Source organism: Nocardia sp. BMG51109 (assembly GCF_000526215.1).
Lineage (GTDB): Bacteria > Actinomycetota > Actinomycetes > Mycobacteriales > Mycobacteriaceae > Nocardia.
Genome location: NZ_JAFQ01000004.1, coordinates 6,278,819 through 6,298,096 on the forward strand (window position 1 = coordinate 6,278,819; position 19,278 = coordinate 6,298,096).

A 19,278-nucleotide genomic window follows, 5' to 3' on the forward strand; every position below is an offset into this window, starting at 1 on the left:
TCACCACGTTGTCGGCCGTCACGGTCACGAACCATCTCGCTGGTGGCGGGCGGAGAACTTCCTGTTGAGCCAGGCCAACCCTTCCTCGAGATCCAGCGCGGTGTGCATGTCTTCGAATGTCAGACCCAATTGCACCATCGCGAAGGCGACCTCCGGCTGTAGGCCCACGATGACCGTCTGAGCGCCCCGCAGCTTGGTCATGTGCACGATCGTGCGCAGCGAGCGTGCGGCGAACGAGTCCATCACGTCGATCGCGGTGACGTCGACGATGATGCCCTGCGCGCGATATCTACTGACGTACTTCATCAGGTCGTCCTGCAGCCGCTCGGTGTCGGCGTCGGTCAGCGCCGACTGCACGGACGCGATGAGGTAGGTGCCCTGTTTGAGAATGGGTACCGGCATGTGTGCGCCCCGGCCTCAGCGTCCGTCGCGATCGGTCACGCGAGAGACTTCGTAGCCGAGTAGCCGCTCCGCCTCTTCGATGCCGCCCTGCAGGTCGCCGACCGCCGTGATCTTCGACAGATCCAGGCCGATGGTCACCAGGATCAGCGCGATCTCCGAGGACAGGCCGGTGATGATCACGCTGGCGCCCATCAGGCCGGACGCGTCGACCGTCTGCACCAGGTGGTTGGCGACCGTGGAGTCTATCGACGGCACACCGGTGATATCGATGACGACCACCTTGGCGCGATTGGCGCGGATCGCCCGCAGCAGTTGCTCGGTGAGCTGCCGAGCGCGCTGGCTGTCCAGCATGCCGATGATCGGCAGGATGAGCAGTTGCTCGCGCACCTGCAGGACCGGCGTGGACAGCTCCCGGATGGCCTCCTGCTGCTGCCGGATGACGCGCTCGCGCTCCTGCACGAAGCTGATGGCCACCGTGTTGGCGATCCGGTTGGCCGCCGGTTCGTAGGCGTCGAGGACCCGCTTGAGCAGATCGAAGTCGGATTGGTATTTCTCGAACAGGCTGCGCGCCAGCACATCGCGCAGCAGCAGCACGATGCCGATGACCTCGTCGGTCTCGACGCCTCGCGGAATGATGCGCTCGGACAGGTCGCGGGCGTAGGCCTGCAGGGCCTCGACGCTACCGGTCTGCAGCGCCTCGACGTAGTTGTCGTAGATCGAGGTGGCCTCGGAGAAGATCTCCTCCGGGGTCATCGCCGTCAGCAGTTGGGCGTCGCCGATGCGCCGGGCCCATTCCTCTCGCAGCTCCGTGCGGTTCTGCCGCAGATGTTCGACCAGCTGCGGGAGCAGGTTGTCGACCGGGCCGGCCGGCAGCGAATCCGGCGAGAGGCCGATGGACACGTCGGACATGGAAACTCCTGCCCCTTTCGTAAGGGTAGGTCGGTTGCTCGGGTGGCTCGCGCACGGCTGCTCATCACTTGCCGCTACGAGCCTAGTCCTACCCGATACCCGATGGGGGACAAACCAAACGCAGTTGCTCGTCGACCCGGCGAACTCCCGGCCGTGGCCGTCGGCGATCCGGGCGCCGGGGCGGCGGAAAAACGGGTGACCGGCGGGTTCAGCTGTCATGCCGGACCCGGGTGGCGTGGTGCGGATCACCCGCGCGCCGGTGATGAGCGAGCAGGGTGTCGTAGATGTCGGCGAGGGCGGCGAGCTGCTCGCGATCGAGTACGTCGATCATGTTCCGGCGCACGCTGTCGACGTGGGCCGGCGCGGCGGTGTCGAGCACCTCGGCGCCCTTGGGCGTCAGCACGGCGGCGGTGCGGCGGGCGTCGTCGGGAATCGATTCGCGCGCGACCAGCCCGCGCTTCTCCATCCGGGTGATCTGATGCGACAGCCTGCTCTGCGACCATTCCAGCACGGCGGCCAGTTCGGCGAAGCTGCGCCGATGGTCGGGGGCGTCGGCCAGGCGGGCGAGCACGGTGTACTCGACGTAGGTGAGGTTGGCGATGCGTAGCGAGTCGCGGCCGACGGCGGCGGCGATGAGATCGCGCGTGAAGACGAAGCCGAGCCAGGCGCGCATCTCGAGATCGTCGAGCCAACGGGGTTCGGTCACGATTCCTCTCCAGGTCCCTGATGCGTCATGCTATTGCCTTGCCGTCGCGGTCACCACCGCTGTGCGGGCGCCGGCCCGCACGTCGGAGACGATCGGCCACCGCGTCAAAGACGAGAGGTACACGGACAATGTTGAAGGTGCAACCTTTAGTCGACCATGAGATTAGGCTTGCCTGAACCGGGCCGGACACCGGGTCCTGGCTAGAGTCGGTTCGCTTGGATTCACCCGGCTGCCCGTGCGCCCTGCGCCGCAGCCCCTCGTCGAGGAGTGTGCGAAACATGTCCGCGCCTGACTTCCTGTACTCGGATCTGCTCCCCACCGGCGCCGACGAGACGCCGTACCGGCTGGTCACCACGGAGGGCGTGAGCACATTCGAGGCGGGCGGACGGACCTTCCTGCGGGTGCAGCCGGAGACGCTGCGGCTGCTGACCGCGGAGGCCATGCACGACATCAGCCACTACCTGCGCCCCGCCCATCTGGCGCAATTGCGCAAGATCATCGACGACCCGGAGTCGTCGGGTAACGACCGGTTCGTGGCGCTGGACCTGCTGAAGAACGTCAACATCTCCGCGGGCGGCATCCTGCCGATGTGCCAGGACACCGGGACGGCCATCGTGATGGGCAAGAAGTCCGAGGGCGTGCTGACCGGCGTCGACGACGCGGAGTGGATCAGCCGGGGCGTGTACGACGCCTACACGAAGCTGAACCTGCGCTACTCGCAGCTGGCCCCGCTGACCATGTGGGACGAGAAGAACACCGGATCGAACCTGCCCGCGCAGGTCGAGTTGTATTCCGCGCCGGGCGATCCCGCACATCCGGCCTACAAGTTCCTGTACATGGCCAAGGGCGGCGGCTCGGCGAACAAGTCGTTCCTGTTCCAGGAGACGAAGGCGATCCTGAACCCGGAGCGGATGCTGGAATTCCTCGACGAGAAGATCCGCTCGCTGGGCACCGCGGCCTGTCCGCCCTACCACCTGGCGGTCGTGATCGGCGGCACCAGTGCGGAATTCGCGCTGAAGACCGCGAAATACGCCTCCGCCCACTACCTCGACACGATGCCGACCGAGGGGTCCATGGCGGCGCACGGCTTCCGGGACGTGGCGCTGGAGAAGGAGGTCTTCGAGCTGACCCAGTCGTTCGGGATCGGGGCGCAGTTCGGCGGCAAGTACTTCTGCCACGACGTGCGGGTGATCCGGCTGCCGCGGCACGGAGCCAGCTGCCCGGTGGCGATCGCGGTGTCGTGCTCGGCCGACCGGCAGGCGCTCGCGAAGATCACCCCCGAGGGTGTGTTCCTGGAGCAGTTGGAACGCGAACCGGCCCAGTACCTTCCGGAGCAGACCGACGAGATCCTCGGCGGGGACGTCGTCCAGATCGATCTGCACCGGCCGATGTCGGAGATCCGGGCCGAGCTGTCGAAATACCCGGTGAAGACCCGGCTCTCGCTGACCGGCCCGCTGGTCGTGGCGCGCGATATCGCGCACGCGAAGATCAAGGAGCGGCTGGACGCGGGCGAGCCGATGCCGCAGTACATGCGCGATATGGCGGTCTACTACGCCGGACCGGCCAAGACTCCCGACGGGTACGCGTCCGGGTCGTTCGGCCCGACGACGGCCGGGCGGATGGACTCCTACGTCGACCAGTTCCAGGCCGCGGGCGGCTCGTTCGTCATGCTGGCCAAGGGAAATCGCTCGGCGCAGGTCGGCCGGGCGTGCCAGGAGTACGGCGGGTTCTACCTCGGCTCGATCGGCGGGCCGGCAGCGCGGCTGGCGCTGGACTGCATCAGGTCCGTGGAGGTCCTCGAGTATCCGGAGCTGGGCATGGAGGCCGTGTGGAAGATCGAGGTGGAGAACTTCCCGGCCTTCATCGTCGTCGACGACAAGGGCAACGACTTCTTTGCCGAGACTCGGAAGCCGATCGCGCTGCGGGTGCGCACGCGGTCCAAGGAACGGGTCTGAGCAAGGGGCCGAGGGGTTTCGGCGTGCGCGGTTGTCGCTGCCGGGTGGACCGAGTAGGGGCAGACGGTGTTCGCCCCGCGTGGGGTACGCGCCGGTCGTCGCCGCCGTAGGGGCGGTCTCTGTATGGAGCGGACGGTGATTCGGCGTCCGGCCCCGATTGTCGCTCGACCCGATCCGCGCCGGGCTCGTACCGAGCGGGTGCGGCCGGACGAGGACGTCAGGGTGTCGTCCGCAGGCCGGTCCGTAGCCGGCCGCCGGGGTCTACCGCGCGGCGCAGGGTGTGCAGGCGGGGCGCGTTCGTTCCGTAGCAGCGCGCCGGGGTGTTGTCGGGCTCGGCGTAGTTGACGTATCCGCCGGACGTGGCCGCGCCCAGGGCGGTGTGCGCGTCGCGGATCCAGTCGCGGGCCTCGTCGGTGTCCTCGGGGGCCTCCACGATCCACTGCAGGCAGGCGGCGTGGCTGCGCCACGGGAAGGCGGTGGCGTCGGCGGGCAGGTCGCGGACCGCGCCGTCGAGCGGATCCACCAGGACGTAACCCGTTGCCCCGCTGCGGGCCCGGCCGGCGATCGTGCCGACGATGGCGTCGGCGGTGGCGGGCGACAGCTGGGCCAGGATGTCGGAACCGGCGACCTTGGCCGAGCGCGGTGTGGTCTCGCCGCCGCCGAGGTGGCGCGCCGCGGCCATCGGGTCGAGCGTGCGTTGTTCGGTCGATTCGGGGACCACACCGGCCGCGGCGGCCAATGCGGTTGCCGCCCCGGCGCCTTCGCCCGCCGGAGCGACCACGACCGCCGCGCAGCCGAGGCCGTCGCCTGCTGTCGACACCTCGACAGTGGCCCAGACCGTGTGCGCGGCCGCGGGCATCCATCGTGCCCAGCCGGTGAGGACGCGGGCCGCCGCGCGGCCCGGGAAGGTCAGCCGCACAATGTCTCTGGCGACCGCCGGGTGCGCGCGGTAGGTCAGCGAGGTCACGATCCCGATCGTGCCGCCCGCTCCGCGCAGCGCCCAGAACAGCCCGGCCAGTTCGCCGGCCGAGGTCCGGGCGGTCGCGCCGTTGGGCAAGACCACTTCCGCGCCGAGGAGGCGATCACAGGTCAGGCCGTAGCGGCGCGAGTCCACACCGATCCCGCCGCCGAGCGTCAGACCCGCCAGCCCGACGGTGGGGCAACTGCCGACCGGCAGCGCCTGTCCGGAGCGCGCCAGCTCGGACAGCGCCCGGAAGGTCGTCACGCCGGCGCCGACGGTCACCAGGTCGGCGTCCACGGTGATGTCCCGCAGTCCGCGCACGTCGACGACCAGCGCCCCGGGACTCGCCGAGGCGCCCACGTAGGAATGCCCGCCCGCCCGGACCGCCAGAGGCATCTCGTGCTCCCGGGCGAAGCCGGCGGCGGCCCGGACATCGCCGGCGGTGGCGGCCGCGACCACCCCGGCCGGTGCGAACTCGTCGAACCGCGGATCGAACAGTGCCTTGGCCGAACCGAATTCGGGCTCACCGGGCAACGCCAGCGATCCCCGCAGCCGTCCCCGCAACCCGGCCCAGTCGACGGCCTGCGCGGCGGCCGGCCCCGCGCCGGCCAGCCCGGCCGCCAGCGCACCGGCGCCGAGGAGCAGCCCACGGCGCGGCAGGCCGGGCGGCTCGGTTCGTTCGACTCGGGTGTTCGCCATCGGGTTTCATCATGCCGGGCCCGATCGGCGAGCGCCGTGCGCCCCGCCGTGAGACTCGTGCTACACGATGACCGTGCCCGCCCGGCGGGTGGCGCGGGCACCGAGGGTGTCGCCCCGGGTGGGTGTCCGGCAGATCGGTCACGCGGGTCCGGTTCGGAGGGCGTTGTTTCGGAGGAGCGTTGTCCGGACGGGACGGTCGCTCGACGGCGCCGGAGGGGAAAGTTGTTGCGGGCGAGGGTCGTTGGCCCCGAGATTGTGACGTTCGACGAGATTCGTGTCGCGAATCGGCATTGGCGCACCGGTGACATACGATCGTTCGCATGGTGCGAGGCGTGGCGGAGTCGGTGCTGGCCGTGGGGCTGGCCCTCGGGGGATGGTCGTGGGGTGCCGGGGTGGGCGGTGCCGCCGAATCCGCGTCCGGCACCGGCGGACTCGATCCGGCGCTGACGGCGGCCTACACCCTGGCCGAACAGCAGGCGCATGCCGAGGGTGTGCCGCTGTCGATCACCTCCGGTTACCGCACGCCCGAGCAGCAGGAGGAGCTGTGGCAGGACGGGCTGGCCACCTACGGCGGCCCGGACGAGGCGCGGCGCTGGGTGCTGCCGCCGGAGGAGTCGACGCACGTCCATGGCCGCGCCATCGATGTCGGTCCCGAAGAGGGAGCACAGTGGCTGGAGGTCAACGGCAACCGCTGGGGCCTGTGCCGGACGTTCGACAACGAGTACTGGCACTTCGAGCTGGCCACCGCGCCCGGCGGCGAGTGCCCGCCGCGGGTGCCCAACGCGGCCGAACGCTGATCGAACGGCCGGTACGAGACCGGTCGGTCGCGTGGCAGCTAATGCCCGGACATCCGCGGACATTTCGATTGTCCTGTGCATTCCCGGCGTGGCGGCCGCATCGATCGGTCATTGTGAGCAGTCGGCGGCGTCCCGGCAAACCGCGGGGCGTCCGCAACGGCACGAATTGATGGAGGTGTGGTGACACGGCGGGTACACGGGGCAGGCTGTTGGTCGGTGCCGACGGAGCGGGCGGGGCGCCCCCGGGCCGCTCATCCGGTACTGGACTACCCGCCGAGCTGGCTGTTCCTGGATCTGCCGACCGCGGTGCTGCTGGCCGTCTTCGTGGGCACCGGTTGGCTGGGCTACGCGTGGCCGAACGACGCCGAGACCGACCCGCCGATGTCGGTGGTGGTCGTCCCGGCCGAGAACGCGGCCCCGCCACCGGCGACGGTCCCGCGCTGACCGATCGACGAGCCGCCGGAGTCCGGTGCGCGGCACGGGAAGTGATGACCTGCCCCGGCCGCGCCGCCCGGGCCGCGTGCGGGCGCGAGCGATGAGACGGCGTTCGGCTCGCCGCCGCCCGCGCGGTCCGGCCCGTCGCGAGTGGGACCGATCACCGCTCAGGCGTCGAGGATCTTCCCCGGATTGAGCAGTCCGAGCGGATCCAGGGCCTGCTTGAGCGCCACCATGACGTCCACGGCCGCCTCGTGTTCCTCGCGCAGGTACTTCTTCTTGGCCAGCCCGATGCCGTGCTCACCGGAGGCGGTGCCACCGACGGCGAGGGCGTGGCGCACCATCCGGTCGGAGAAGTGCTGCGCCGCTTCGTATGTCGAGTCGGTGTAGGGAACGACGACATGCACGTTCCCGTCGCCGATGTGCCCGGCGACGCTGACGTCGAGACCGAGTTCGGCGCCGAGCCGGGTGGCGGCGCCGACCGCGCCGGCGATGCGCGAGAACGCGACGGCGGTATCGGTGACGAGGAAGCGATGGCCGGGGCTGCGGGCCTTGAGCGCGAAGAACAGCAGATGACGGTCCTCCCACAGCGCGTGCCGCTCGGTATGCGTGCGGGCCCAGGCGATGTCGACGGCACCGTGCGCCAGGCAGATCCGCCGGAGTTCGGGCGATTCGTCGCCGGCCCGGTCGGAGGCGGCCTCCACATCGATGAACAGCGCGGGCGCCTCGGCGTATCCGGTGCCGCGAAAAGCGTTGACGGCGGCCATACTTCCGGCATCGACGAGTTCGAGCCTGCTCACCGGCAACGCCAGCCCGAGCATCTCCACGGCGGCGTCGACCGCGGCCTCGACGGTCGGGAACGAGACCCGCAGCGAGCACAGGAATTCCGGGATCGGATGCAGCCGCACGGTGAGCTCGGTGATGATGCCGAGCGTCCCCGCGGACCCGATCAGCAGATCCTTCAGCGCATACCCGCTGGCGGACTTGCGCACCGCCCGCCCCAGCCGCGCGTGCGTGCCGTTCGCGAAAACGGCCTGCAGGGCAAGCACATTCGCGCGCATACCGCCGTACCGGACGCTGGTCGTGCCGCTGGCATTGGTGGCCGCCATGCCGCCGAGCGAGGCGTCCGCGCCGGGGTCCACGGTGAACTGCAGCCCGAATTCGGCGGCCGCCGCGTCCAGCCGGGTGCGGGTGACACCCGGTTGCACGGTGGCGGTGAAATCGCCGGGCGAGATGTCCAGGATCGAATCCGCCCGGGACAGATCGAGAACCAGCTCGTCGCCGCGGGCGAGCAGATGTCCCTCCAGGCTGGTGCCCGCACCGCGGGTGATGAGCGGGCAGCGGGCCTCCCGTGCCCACTCCATCACCGCGAGTACGTCGTCGAGACCGGCCGCGTAGGCGACGCCGCGCGGGCGCCGGCCCGGACGGCCGGTCTCGTCGACGGTGAACTGATCGAGCACCGCGGGGCGGATATCGGTGTCGATCGGCGGGCCGGGGAGGGTGGTCACCCGCGCTCCAGGATCGTGGTCACCAGCATGGTGTGATCCTCCATCCGCCGGGTCACCGACCAGCCCAGGGCGGCGAAGGCGTCCTCGTACTCCTGCCGGGTCCACAACCGCACGCCCGTGATCGAGTGGTAGATCTCGTAGGTCGGCGAGAACCAGGGCTGCTGCGTCCAGTGCGGAGCCTCCAGCAGGTATCCGTCGCCGATCACCAGCCGGCGCACATTGGGAAACCAGTCCATCCACCCGCTCAGCACCGTGGCGATGCCGGCGCCGTCGCTGGCGAGCTGGTGCAGCAGGAAGAACGACATCGCGGTGGTGACCGCGTTCCGGTCGACCGCCTCCAGCCAGGCGGGCGGCTGCGGTTCCGGCTGCACGGATCCGGCCAGCAGGGTGACCCGGTCGGCGATGCCCAGCGGCGTGAGTTCGGCGGTGGCGTCGGCGATCACGCCCGCCTCGATATCGACGCCGAGGAACCTCTCCCGCGGCGCCAGGGCCGCCAGCGCTTTGACGCGCCCGGCGTCGGCGCAGCCGAGATCGACCGTGCAGCCCGGCGTGTCGTCGTCGATCGCCCGGCCGATGGTTTCGAAGATCTCGGGCCGCCGGCGGCCGATATCGCTGCATCCGCGGGCGACCTCGCCGGGTTCGGTGGCGGCGGGGATGTGCGGGAGGTGGGGGTTGTCGGACAGCTGCCGGAAGGTGGGCTCCCAGCCGCGCACGGCGACCCGGACGAAGCCGCGATTCTTGGCGACGTCGTGCCCGGTGTGGGTGAGCTCGTACCGGCGCCCGCGCCGGTGCAGGAAGCCGGCCCGGATCAGGCCGTCGGCGACGGTCTGCTGGATTCCGGTGGTCGGCGCGACGGTGTCGCCGGTGAGAAGCGTTGCCCACCAGCCCCAGTCGTCGGCGGCGACGATGAGCTGTCCGGCGGTCTGGCCCTCGATGACATCGCGGATGGTGAAGTCACCGACGGCATTGGGCGCTACGAGCGGAGTAACAGCGGTCATGATCGATCTTCCTGGTGTGCGGCGAACGCGATCGCCTGGATTTCGATGAGCAGCCCGTCGATGGGCAGGGTGGTGACGGTGGTGGTCCGCGCCGGTGCGGCCGTGGCGAAATACTCGGAGAAGGCGGTGTTCCACGCCGGGAACCACCGCCGATCGGACAGATAGCAGTCGAGCTTGAGCACCTGCTCGCGGGTGCTGCCCGCGGCCTTCAGTGCGGTGTCGAGCTGCCGGAACACCTCGGCGGCCTGATCGTCGAACGCGGTCGCCGAGACGGACATGGTGGCGGGGTCGATCGCGGCGAGTCCGGAGGTGAACACCAGTCCGGAACCGCTGCGCGCCAAGGGAAACGAGGGGCCGCTCATCGGAGGAGCCTCGGTGTCGGGGTTTGGGGTGCGGGTCCCCGGCAGGTGCTGCGGTGCTCCGCCGAGGCCGGTCCCGTGTCGCCGTCGTGCCGCAGGGCCGCGGGCGGCTCGGCCGGCGAGGGCAGGGACGGTCCGCCGGGACCGGCCGGTACGGGGCCGTGGACGTCGCGCCTCGGCGGGGCGGGCCGGATCGAGGCCGTCCGGACACGGGTCGCCGGCGTGGTCACGACTCGGCCCGCACGACCCGGTGCCGATCGATATCGGCGAGTGTCTGTGTGCCCGCGAGGATCATCAGCGTGCGCAGCTCCTCGGTGAGCAGTTCCAGCACCCGGTCGACGCCCGCCGTGCCGGCGGCGGCCAGGCCGTAGATGGCCGAACGGCCGATGATCACCGCGTCGGCGCCGAGGGCCAGGGCGAGGAAGATATCGCTGCCCGTGCGGATTCCGCTGTCGAACAGGATCGGCAGCGCGGGCCCGACGGCGGCGCGGACGCCGGGCAGCATGGTGAGGCTGGCGGGGGCCGGATCGACCTGGCGGCCACCGTGATTGGACACCACGATCGCCGCCGCGCCGAGTGCGACGGCCCGTTCGGCGGCGGCGGGGGTGAGCACGCCCTTGGCGATCCACGGCAGCCCGAATCCGGCGGCCGCGTCCGCCAGCTGACTCCAGTCCCACACGGTGCCACCGTGTTTGAGGAGCTGACCGAAAACCTCCGCGACCCCCGGGGCGCCGTTCTCGCCGGTCAGGTTGCCCGCGAAGTACCGCAGGTCGGGGTCGAAGCGGTTACCCATGTTGCGGGTGCGGAATCCGCCCACCGGGCAGTCCACGGTGACGCACAGGGCCTCGAATCCGGCCCGCTGAACCCGCTCGGCCACCGCCCCGGCGTGCGCGAACGGGTGCAGTTGTGCGATGCGGGCGGCGCCGGGCGCGGCGGCGCGCACCTGTTCGTAGGAGAAGCTGCCGGCCTCGGGCACGATCGACAGCGCGCCGCGCCGCTCGGCGGCCCGGGCGACCGCGAGGTGGCCGTCCGGGTGGAACAGCGCGTCGCCGCCGAAAGGCGCGGTGAGGACGGGTGTTTCGAGCGTCATGCCGAGCAGTTCGGTGCGGGTCGAGGGAACGCCGACGCCGCTCATCGGCTCCGGGAGGATGCGCCAGTGGCCGAACGCCGCCCGGTTGTCGCGCAGCGTGACCTCCTGTCCGGCGCCGCCTTCGACGAAGTCCCGGACGTCGTCGGGGAGTGCCGCGGCGGCGGCGCGGTGGATCTCGTCGTGGGTGGCGAAATCGACCCGGGTGGGATAGAAACTGTCCAGCTGTGCGGTCATGCGGTGCCTCCGGTGCTGACGGTGTCGCGGCCGGCGACGGAATGGCGGCGGCCGTAGGTGAGATAGAGCGTGGCGCCGGCGGCGGACCAGATCAGGAAGCGCAGCCAGGTCAGGGCCTCGAACGTGGTGGCAAGCCAGACGCATCCGGCGATGGCGGCGAGCGGGACGAGGGGCATCAGCGGCACCCGGAACGGGCGGGGGCGGTCCGGATCGGTGCGGCGCAGCAGCAGGACGCCGAGGGCCACGATGACGAAGGCGAACAGCGCGCCGATGTTCACCAGCTCGGCCACGGTGTCGATGGGCAGCAGCCCCGCCACCACGGCGACCACCGTGCCGAGCAGCAGGCTCAGGCGCACGGGCACGTTCCGGGAACCGGTGTGCGCCAGCGACTTCGGCATCAGGCCGTCGCGGCTCATGGCGAACACCAGCCGGGTCTGCCCGTAGAACAGCATGAGCAGGCCCTTGGTGAGCGCGATCACCGAGGCGACCAGGATGACCTTGCCGATCCAGCCCGCGCCGATCGCGGCCAGCGCGGTCGCCACCGGGGCGGCGTTGTTCAGGGTGGAATACGGTGCCACGCCGGTCAGGACGGCGCTGACGGCCACGTAGAGAACGGTGGCCACGACGACCGAGCCGATGATCCCCCACGGCAGATCCCGGCGCGGATCGCGGGTCTCCTCGGCGGAGGTGGCGACGATATCGAAACCGAGATAGGCGAAGAACGCGAGCGCCGCACCGGCGGCGACGCCGTTGACACCGAACGGCGCGAACGGGGCCCAATTGCCGGCGTCGAGATGCGGTGCGCCCACGGCGACGACGAGTACGAGAACGCCGATCGTCAACGCCACCAGTATTTTGACGACCGTGGCGGCCACCTTCACCTCGAATACCAGAACCGCGACGAGCGCGGCCACGACGAGAACGGCGGGCAGATTGATTATCCCGCCGGATCCGGGGCCCGCCGTGATCGCTTCCGGAAGGGTCACGCCGAACAGCGAATCCAGTGCGGCGGTGAATAATCCGGACCAGCCGATGGCCACGGCGCCGGCCGCGACGGCGTATTCCAGCAGGAGATTCCAGCCCACCAGGAATGCCGGAACCTCGCCCATGGTGGAGTAGGTGTAGGTGTAGGCGCTGCCGGATACCGGTGTCATCGAGGCCAATTCGCTGTAGCACAGCGCCACCAGCACGCAGATCGCCCCGGCCAGCACGAACGACAGCACGATGGCGGGCCCGGCCTTGGTGGCGGCCGCGACGCCGGTGGTGACGAAGATGCCGGCGCCGACGATGGCGCCGACGCCCATCGCGACGAGGTCGAGCCGTCCCAGGCTGCGTACGAGTGTTCCGTCGGCGGCCGCCGGAGCATCGGCGGTACGCAAGCGGAATGCGGTGGTCCGGCGCAGTGCGGAACCGACCTGTGGTGGTGCTGCCATGATAGGAATCCATTCGCTGGGAATGTATTTCGAGTGGTACGTATTCAGTCAAGCAACGGGATTTTGTGTCCGAATGAACTCGTGTAACGAAACAGTTTCGCGTTGGCGGTGAAATATGTTGTGCCACTGGGTGATACGGGCAGCATAAACGGGTCCGGGTCGATATCCGGACCTGCTGATGCGGGTGTGGGGGCGGTTATTTACTTTTCACGTCGTCCGTAATCCGTCATCCGGTATTCCGTCGTACCGGCATGCTGTCGGACGGATCCGTGCATTCCGGCAGCAGTGCGCCGGAATGGCGGATATCGGCGTCGGTTGTCGTATCGGTTGTCGCGCGGAACCGCCGAAGCGGATCGCGGGACCGGTTGCGGGAGGAGGTTCGGACGGGCCGCCGGCGGTGCGCCGGGGCGAATGTTCAGGGGATCGAGGACGTTTCGCGAAGGGGGGAGGAGTCCGCGGCGCGCGCCGTTGCGCGCCGGCGGACGAGGGCGGTACCGAGGGCGACCGCCACGAGCACGGCCAGTGCGGCGAGCACGGCGTCGCGCATCGACCCGGCGGTGGCGACGGCCCCGAAGCCGACCGTCGCCACGGCGGCGCACAGATAGGCGACCGTCGCGTACCGGGATGCGGCGCGAGCGTGCCCGTCGGGCGGCGTTGCGGCGCTGACGATCCGGAGCCCGGTGCGATAGGCGATGCCCTGGCCGCAGCCGGCGACGACGCCCCCGGCCAGCAGCAGCACCAGATTCGGTACCCACGACACGACGGCGGCCACGGCGACGCCGGCGATGATGATCAGCTGCGCCGAGACCGGTTCGGCGGGTAGCGCATTCGGCGTCAGGACGCGCTGGGCCACCCAGGCACTGACCAGGTAGAGGGTCACCGGCAGCGCCAGCAACGCGAGATTCGCCGTGCCCAGCAGGTCCGCCCCGTAACTCGGCAGCAGCGCCACGACGAGACCGGCGGAGACCCATGCGGCGATCCCGCTGAGATATCCGGCGATCGGGGATTCGGTTCCCGCGGTCGGCGTGCCGGTGGTCTTGGCGGCCGCGGCGGCCGGGCTCGCGTCCCGGTCGGCGAGTACGGCCGCGGCGACGAGAACCAGCAGCGCACCGTGCAGCAGGTAGACGGTCGTGCCGGGCGCGGGAAGGTACTGCGCCACGGAGGCGGCGGCGATGGTGCCCAGTGCGGACCCGAATACCGTTGCGCTGGCCATGGCGGTGCGGCCCCCTTCGCCGCGCCGCTCGAGGATCAGCGCCGCCAGCGACCCGGTGACCAGGCCCACCGACAGCCCGGCGCAGATCCGCGCCAGGCACGCCGGCCAGGCCGAATGTGCCAGGGCCATCGCGATATCCGCGCCGGCGCCGAAGGCGGCGCCGGCGCCGATCCGCCACCACCAGCCCGCCCGGGACGGCGGTGTTCCGAGCACCGACAGGGTCGGTGTCAGGGCGAACAGGTAGGCCGCGAAGATCACGGTGACGAGCAGCGGCGCGAGCGCCCAGGCGTGCCGGTAGTACGGCATCATCCCGGTGGCGAGGTTGGGTTGCGCCATGATCAGCACGAACAGCGCACCCGGAGCGACGGCCCGCATCGCACCCCCTAACTGAGGAGATCTTCTCGACTCGAGGATAGACAATTGAGAAGAACTTCTCTACTCGAATGGCGCACGGACGGGTTCACCGCGTCGGCAGGGTTGCGGATTGCCCTGGTCCGCGGGGTTATTCGCCCCTCTCGCCCCCGGCGGGAACGGTCTGTGCAGGATGGTGAGGTGCCCGTGAACACCCGCAGCGACGCCCAGCGCAGCCGTGTGCTGCTGCTCGACGCGGTCCGCACCCTGTTGCAGTCCGGCCGCGTCGGCTTCTCGATGCCCGAACTGGCCGGCGAGGCCGGCGTCGGCGTGGCGACGGCCTACCGACATTTCCCGACGCCGCAGGATGCCATGCAGGCGTTCCATCGCCGCGCCATCGAGCAGCTGATCGCCGCGCTGGCCGCGGTCGATCCCGGCCCGGATCCGGTGCGGCGCTTCCACGACTGCTGCCGCACCTGGGTGGAGCAGGCCACGCAGTGGGGTCCGGCGGTGCGCTACATCCGCAGCAGCAAGGGTTTCGTGGAACGCCTGTCCGCCGGTGACGAGTCGATCACCGCCCTGCACGATCACCTCGCCGGCGTGCTCGATTCGCTGGCGCGCGACGGCAAGACGGCCGAATACGACCTGACCTACGCGGTCCTGCTGTGGATCACGATCTTCGACGAACGCGTGGTGTACGACCTCACCGAACACCGGCACTGGTCGGTGGCCGAGGTGACCGACCACCTGACCCGGGCGGTGGCCGGCGCGCTGGGCATCGCGGTGTGAGCGGTGTGAGCGGTGTGATCAGCCGGTGGTCTCGAGCGCCTCGTCGAAGGTGATGCCGCCCTCGACGGTGTGCGGGGTGCGGCGGCGGTTCGGCGAACCCAGCGCGGCGGTGAGGTCGGAGCCGTCGTGTTCGGCGAGCAGATCGGCGGAGTCCCAGACCAGCAGCGTGGCGCTGACAGTGTTCTCGGCCGCCGAATGCGCCAGGTCGTAGTGTGCGCACGCGGGCACGTGGTCGTAGGTGATCCACAGGTCGTAGCCGGTCATGAACAGGTCCAGGTCGAAATCGACCGACAGGCCCAGCAACTCGCTGCGGCCGTTGTCGTCGACGCCCGCGAACGCCTCGTCCAGCGCCAGCAGGCGCGGTGCCTGCGGGTCGGCGGAATCGAGCATGACGTGCGCGGCGGCGAACAGCGGCAGGTGCAGCGACACCGACTGCTCACCGCCGGACAGCGCGCTGTGCCGGGCCACCGTCAGCCGGTCCTCGCTGCCGTCGGCGGTGATCAGCGTGAACGAGAACACCCGCCAGGCGCGGTAGTCCAGGGTGGTGGCCAGGATCTCGGGATAGGAGCGTTCCGGGTGCGCCGCCCGGGCGGCCCGGATCTCGGCCGCGAAATGCGCGCGGATGGTGGCGAGATCGTCGGGGGCCAGCTCGGAGGAGTCGCGGTCGAGCAGTTTGCACACCGCACGCGCCGAGTCGGACAGGTTGTCGGCCAGCACCCAGTGCACGCCGATGGTGTTGCCCGAGGACATCCGGCGCTGCTTCATCTCCGCACCCATCCGGGTGATGAGATCGCGGGCGTCACTGGTGCGTTCGTGGATCTGCTGGGCGAGGCCGGTCAGCAGCGCGTCCTCCAGGATGCGGCGCTCGGCGTCGGTGAGCAGCAGCTCCTGGTCCGAGCGTGCCCCGGCGATGCGCTGGGCGAAATCGGCGAGCGCGGTGGCGCCCTGATCGTCGTGCACCTGCACGACGGTGAGCCCGTCGGCGGCATCCCACTGCAGCCGGTAGTCCTGGCGGGCGGCGGCGAGCGCGGCGTCGAACTCCTGCAGCGCGGCGGTGACGGCGCTGCGGGTCGACTTCCGGGTCGCCTCGCTCGCGCGCACGGAAGTCGTTGCGGCGCAGAGGTTGTCGAACAGCTGGTGCACCTCGTCGGGCAGTACTCGCAGCCCGCCGTCGGCGTTCAGGCCGTCGGGGCCGCCGGTCTCGATCCGGTACAGCAGCTGTTCCGCGGTCGACCACGCCGCCTCGCTGCTCGGCCAGCGGCTCTCGGCGGGCGCGCCGAGCAGGCCGAGCAGGTCCGGACGGGCATAGGGTGCAAGGTGTTTCACGTCGGCGAGCAGCTCGGTGAGGGCGGTGCCGAGCGAGTCGTGCGCGGCCCGGTAGGCGCCCTCGGCGGTGCCGACCCCCTCGATGGCATCGGCGGCGGCCTTGCGCGCCGCCTTCTGCTCGGCGCGGGCGGCGTCGATGCGTTCGCGGGCCTGGGCGAGTTCGCGGTCGATGTCGGCGGCGCCCGCGCCCAGCGCCTCGCGCAGGGTCTCCAGCTTGCGCAGCTGCTCCTCGTACCCGGTGCGGGCGGATTCGGCCTCCTCGGCGAATGCCTCGGCCAGATCCCGGGATTCGGTGTGACGGTCCTCGGCCTCGCGGGCGCGTTCGTGCTCGCGCTGATGGTCGCCGCGCAGCCGCAGCAGGGCCGTGCCGGTGTTCTCGAAGTGCCGGATCGCGGCGGCCAGGGCGTCGATGTCGGCGGGATCGCGCGGGGTCCGGTGGGCGGACGCCACCGAGCGGACCTTCTTGTCGGCCGTGCCGTACTCCGCGACGGCCTGATCGAGTTCGCGGTCGGCCTGGGCGGCGGTCTCCGAGCGGGAGCGCAGCATGCCGCCGGCCTCGGACACCGCGCGCAACGCGGTGGTGACGGCATGGGCGCGCGGCAGGGCCTTGGCGGCGGCGGAGATCCGGGTCAACTCCGCGGTGGCGTCCTCGTCGTCGGCGCGGGCCGCCCGCTCGCTCCGTTCGGTCTCGCCGAGCACGGCATCGATTTCGGTCAGCCGCAGTTCGCGGCGGTGGGCGCGGGCGGTGGCCCCGATGAACTCGGCCCGCGGCTTGGTGTGCCGGCCGAGTTGCACGCCCTGGCGGAACCGGCCGTCGGCACCGATCGTCACCCGGCCGTCCGCGTCGGAATCGGTGCCGCTCAGCGCGATCGAGGCGAGAACGCCGGCGACGGTATCGCGGGGGACGGTGATGTCGTCCGAATCATCCTCCGCGACAAGAACATCGGCGAGCGTCCGGCCCGGCGGCCGGGCCGCTTCGGGGAGCGGGACGAGGAATTGGTCCGAATCATGATGCGGCAGCTCGGCCTCGGCGCACACCCAGCCGTCGAGCAGGTCGGCGGCCTGCAACGCGGCCTCGATTCCGGCGGCCCGCCCGGGATCGACCTCGCCGGCGAACCGCACCAGGCGCCACAGCGGCGCGCCCGGCCGGCCGGCGCGGTCGTCCGTGCGCGCCGCGAAAGCCGGTGGGGCGTCGTCGTGTTCGGCGGCCACGCGCTGCCGCTCGGCGCGCAGCGACTCGGCCTGTGCGGCGGCCTGCGCGGCGGCCGTGCGAGCCTGCTGGCGGCGGGCGCGGATCTCCTCGGTCAGCGGCTCGGTGCGTTCGGCCAGCACCTCGGCAAGGGAGGGCGCGTCGTCGGCGCCCGCCTCGCCGAGGGCGGCGTCGAGGGCCTCGAACAGTCCGGAGCGGACGGGGGAGTGCAGGTCGCGGTGCTCGTCCCACCATTCCCGCAGGGCCGCGGCGGTATTCGACCGGGCCAGCGTGACCGCCGCCTCGGCCTCGGCGAGGGCGGCCGCCGCCGCGTCGCGTTGTTCGGCGGCGCGCTGGGCGGCACGCTCGGCGCGGGCGCGGTCGGCGCCGGCGGCGTCCACCAGCGTGAGCGCCTGGCGGACGGCGCGCACATCGGCGTCGCGTTCCTCGGCGTGGCCGCGCACGGTGGCGGTGAGCTGTTCGCCGCGGGCCTGTTCCGGCAGTGCGGTCCAGGTGATTCCCGCCTCCTCGGCGGCGGAGCGCAGCTCGTCCTCGCCCCGGGACAGGGCCGCGGCGGCGGATTCGACGGCGGCGCGGCCGCGTTCGGCCTCGGCGGCGCGCTGGTCCACCGCCTGCTGGGCCTTGGTCGCCTTGTCGCGGTGCACCGCCGCGGACGCCTCCAGGCGGCGCACGGCGTCGGCGAGATCGTCGAGCTGCTGCTTACCCTCGTAGGCGCTGGAACGTTGCAGGTTTTCGCGATCGGCGAGGGCGTGCTCGTAGGCGCGGTCGGCCTCCTCGGCGCGGACCTCGGCGGCCGCGCGCTCGGCCTCGCGGCGCTCGCGCAGCGCCGTGGCGGCGAACAGCGCGGTGGCGGCGTGGGTGACCGCGTCGAGCCGGGTGCCGACCTGGTCCACATCCGACTTCGCCTGCACGCCCAGGTATCTGCGGTAGACGTCGACGAAGGCGCGGGTGGCGGTATCGGCCTGGACCAGGCCCTCCAGGGTGCGGCCGACCTCCTCCATATCGCTGAAGGAGCGGGCCGCGTCGAGGATCATCTGGTCGTCGAGCGGCCGCAGGCCGTCGGTCAGCGCCTGGGACAGCCCGCGCGGATCGAGATTCTTGGCCAGCTGCGGGCGGCGCAGCGTCAGGATCAGGTTGATCAGCTGGTCGTAGCGCTGCAATCCGAGGCCGAACATCCGGGCGTCGATGGCCGCCCGGTAGTCGACGGGACGGTCGGTGATCGCGTCGGTGCCGATCTGATCGGCCAGCTGCTTGCGGGTCAGTGGGCGGTCGTCGGGCCCGATGAGCGAGAAATCGACGCCGACCCGGCCGTCGGCGACGAAATACCAGCGGGTGACCTTGTCGGCGGAGCGCGTCGCGCGCATGCCGATGCCGACGGTGACGACCTCCGGATCCGCCCACCGTCCGCGCGCGAACTCCATCCAGACGTACGAGTACGCCGATTCCTGCTTGCGGTACAGCAGGTTCGACTTCATCGTGCGTTCTTCACCGGCGAACGGATTCAGCCGCCGCGGCTCGATCCGCCCGTCGAACACGAACGGGAACAGCACCTCGAGCGCCTTGGTCTTGCCGGATCCGTTCGGCCCGCGCAGCACCAGCCGCCCGTCCGCGAAGCAGAACTCCTGATCGCGGTAGTCCCACAGATTGACGATCCCCGCCCGGGTGGGAACGAACCGCACGCCACCATGAATGGACTCCATCAGCTACGCCGTCCCCTTCCGTTCGAGATTGCCGTTCGCCCGGACTGCCGGTCCGGTAGCCGCCGCGCCACGCCCCCGCGGGAGATTCTGCGCCACACCGCCCCGTGCCCGTGCGACGTCCTGTGCCTGTGCGACGTCCTGTGCCTGTGCGACGTCCTGTGCCTGTGCGACGTCCTGTGCCTGTGCGACGTCCTGTGCTTGTG

Annotated in this window: 15 protein-coding genes; 4 read left to right on the forward strand and 11 right to left on the reverse strand. The window is 71.0% G+C overall.

Annotated elements, in window-relative coordinates; genetic code table 11:
- Positions 1–24: 24 nt before the first annotated feature.
- From D892_RS0129860 to D892_RS42460, 3 genes are all read right to left on the reverse strand, one after another.
- The gene (locus D892_RS0129860) at positions 25–402 is read right to left on the reverse strand and encodes an STAS domain-containing protein (protein ID WP_024804757.1); all 378 of its coding nucleotides are present in this window, start codon (positions 400–402) and stop codon (positions 25–27) included.
- 15 nt (positions 403–417) lie between these two features.
- Positions 418–1,311: an STAS domain-containing protein gene (locus D892_RS0129865; RefSeq protein ID WP_024804758.1), complete on the reverse strand. Its 894-nt coding sequence runs from the start codon at positions 1,309–1,311 to the stop codon at positions 418–420.
- 208 nt (positions 1,312–1,519) lie between these two features.
- Positions 1,520–2,017, reverse strand: coding sequence for a MarR family winged helix-turn-helix transcriptional regulator (locus tag D892_RS42460; protein ID WP_024804759.1), 498 nt, complete (start codon positions 2,015–2,017; stop codon positions 1,520–1,522).
- 278 nt (positions 2,018–2,295) lie between these two features.
- On the opposite strand from D892_RS42460, the gene D892_RS0129875 reads away from it, so the two are divergent.
- Positions 2,296–3,972 carry a fumarate hydratase gene (locus D892_RS0129875; RefSeq protein WP_024804760.1) on the forward strand — a complete coding sequence of 559 codons (1,677 nt, stop codon included), beginning with the start codon at positions 2,296–2,298 and terminating at the stop codon, positions 3,970–3,972.
- Between the two features lie 217 nt (positions 3,973–4,189).
- On the opposite strand, the gene D892_RS0129880 is transcribed toward D892_RS0129875, so the two are convergent.
- Positions 4,190–5,632 carry an FAD-binding oxidoreductase gene (locus D892_RS0129880; RefSeq protein ID WP_024804761.1) on the reverse strand — a complete coding sequence of 481 codons (1,443 nt, stop codon included), beginning with the start codon at positions 5,630–5,632 and terminating at the stop codon, positions 4,190–4,192.
- Positions 5,633–5,952: 320 nt separating this feature from the next.
- Here D892_RS0129880 and D892_RS0129885 point away from each other — a divergent pair, with 320 nt between their 5' ends.
- Together D892_RS0129885 and D892_RS0129890 are read left to right on the forward strand one after the other, a co-directional pair.
- A complete protein-coding gene (locus D892_RS0129885) occupies positions 5,953–6,429 on the forward strand; it encodes a M15 family metallopeptidase (RefSeq protein WP_024804762.1) in 477 nt (158 codons plus the stop codon).
- Between the two features lie 216 nt (positions 6,430–6,645).
- Positions 6,646–6,873 carry a hypothetical protein gene (locus tag D892_RS0129890; RefSeq protein ID WP_024804763.1) on the forward strand — a complete coding sequence of 76 codons (228 nt, stop codon included), beginning with the start codon at positions 6,646–6,648 and terminating at the stop codon, positions 6,871–6,873.
- A 158-nt stretch (positions 6,874–7,031) separates the two neighbouring features.
- Here D892_RS0129890 and D892_RS0129895 read toward each other — a convergent pair whose 3' ends face one another.
- The 6 genes from D892_RS0129895 to D892_RS0129920 all read right to left on the reverse strand — a co-directional run bounded on the left by D892_RS0129895 (position 7,032) and on the right by D892_RS0129920 (position 14,074).
- Positions 7,032–8,372: an FAD-binding oxidoreductase gene (locus D892_RS0129895; RefSeq protein ID WP_024804764.1), complete on the reverse strand. Its 1,341-nt coding sequence runs from the start codon at positions 8,370–8,372 to the stop codon at positions 7,032–7,034.
- Positions 8,369–9,370, reverse strand: coding sequence for a hypothetical protein (locus tag D892_RS48845; protein WP_024804765.1), 1,002 nt, complete (start codon positions 9,368–9,370; stop codon positions 8,369–8,371). The genes D892_RS0129895 and D892_RS48845 overlap by 4 nt, the downstream gene beginning before the upstream one ends.
- Entirely contained in the window at positions 9,367–9,732 is a 366-nt protein-coding gene (locus D892_RS0129905; protein ID WP_063629981.1) for a RidA family protein, read from the reverse strand. The genes D892_RS48845 and D892_RS0129905 overlap by 4 nt, the downstream gene beginning before the upstream one ends.
- Before the next feature lie 223 nt (positions 9,733–9,955).
- Positions 9,956–11,053: an alpha-hydroxy acid oxidase gene (locus D892_RS0129910; protein WP_024804767.1), complete on the reverse strand. Its 1,098-nt coding sequence runs from the start codon at positions 11,051–11,053 to the stop codon at positions 9,956–9,958.
- Positions 11,050–12,486, reverse strand: a complete 1,437-nt coding sequence (locus tag D892_RS0129915) for an amino acid permease (protein WP_024804768.1) — start codon at positions 12,484–12,486, stop codon at positions 11,050–11,052. The genes D892_RS0129910 and D892_RS0129915 overlap by 4 nt, the downstream gene beginning before the upstream one ends.
- Before the next feature lie 415 nt (positions 12,487–12,901).
- Complete coding sequence (locus D892_RS0129920) at positions 12,902–14,074, reverse strand: hypothetical protein (protein ID WP_024804769.1); 1,173 nt, start codon at positions 14,072–14,074, stop codon at positions 12,902–12,904.
- Positions 14,075–14,251: 177 nt separating this feature from the next.
- On the opposite strand from D892_RS0129920, the gene D892_RS0129925 reads away from it, so the two are divergent.
- The gene (locus D892_RS0129925; protein WP_036567564.1) at positions 14,252–14,839 is read left to right on the forward strand and encodes a TetR/AcrR family transcriptional regulator; all 588 of its coding nucleotides are present in this window, start codon (positions 14,252–14,254) and stop codon (positions 14,837–14,839) included.
- An 18-nt stretch (positions 14,840–14,857) separates the two neighbouring features.
- On the opposite strand, the gene D892_RS0129930 is transcribed toward D892_RS0129925, so the two are convergent.
- Positions 14,858–19,075, reverse strand: a complete 4,218-nt coding sequence (locus D892_RS0129930; protein WP_024804771.1) for a TIGR02680 family protein — start codon at positions 19,073–19,075, stop codon at positions 14,858–14,860.
- Positions 19,076–19,278: the final 203 nt, after the last annotated feature.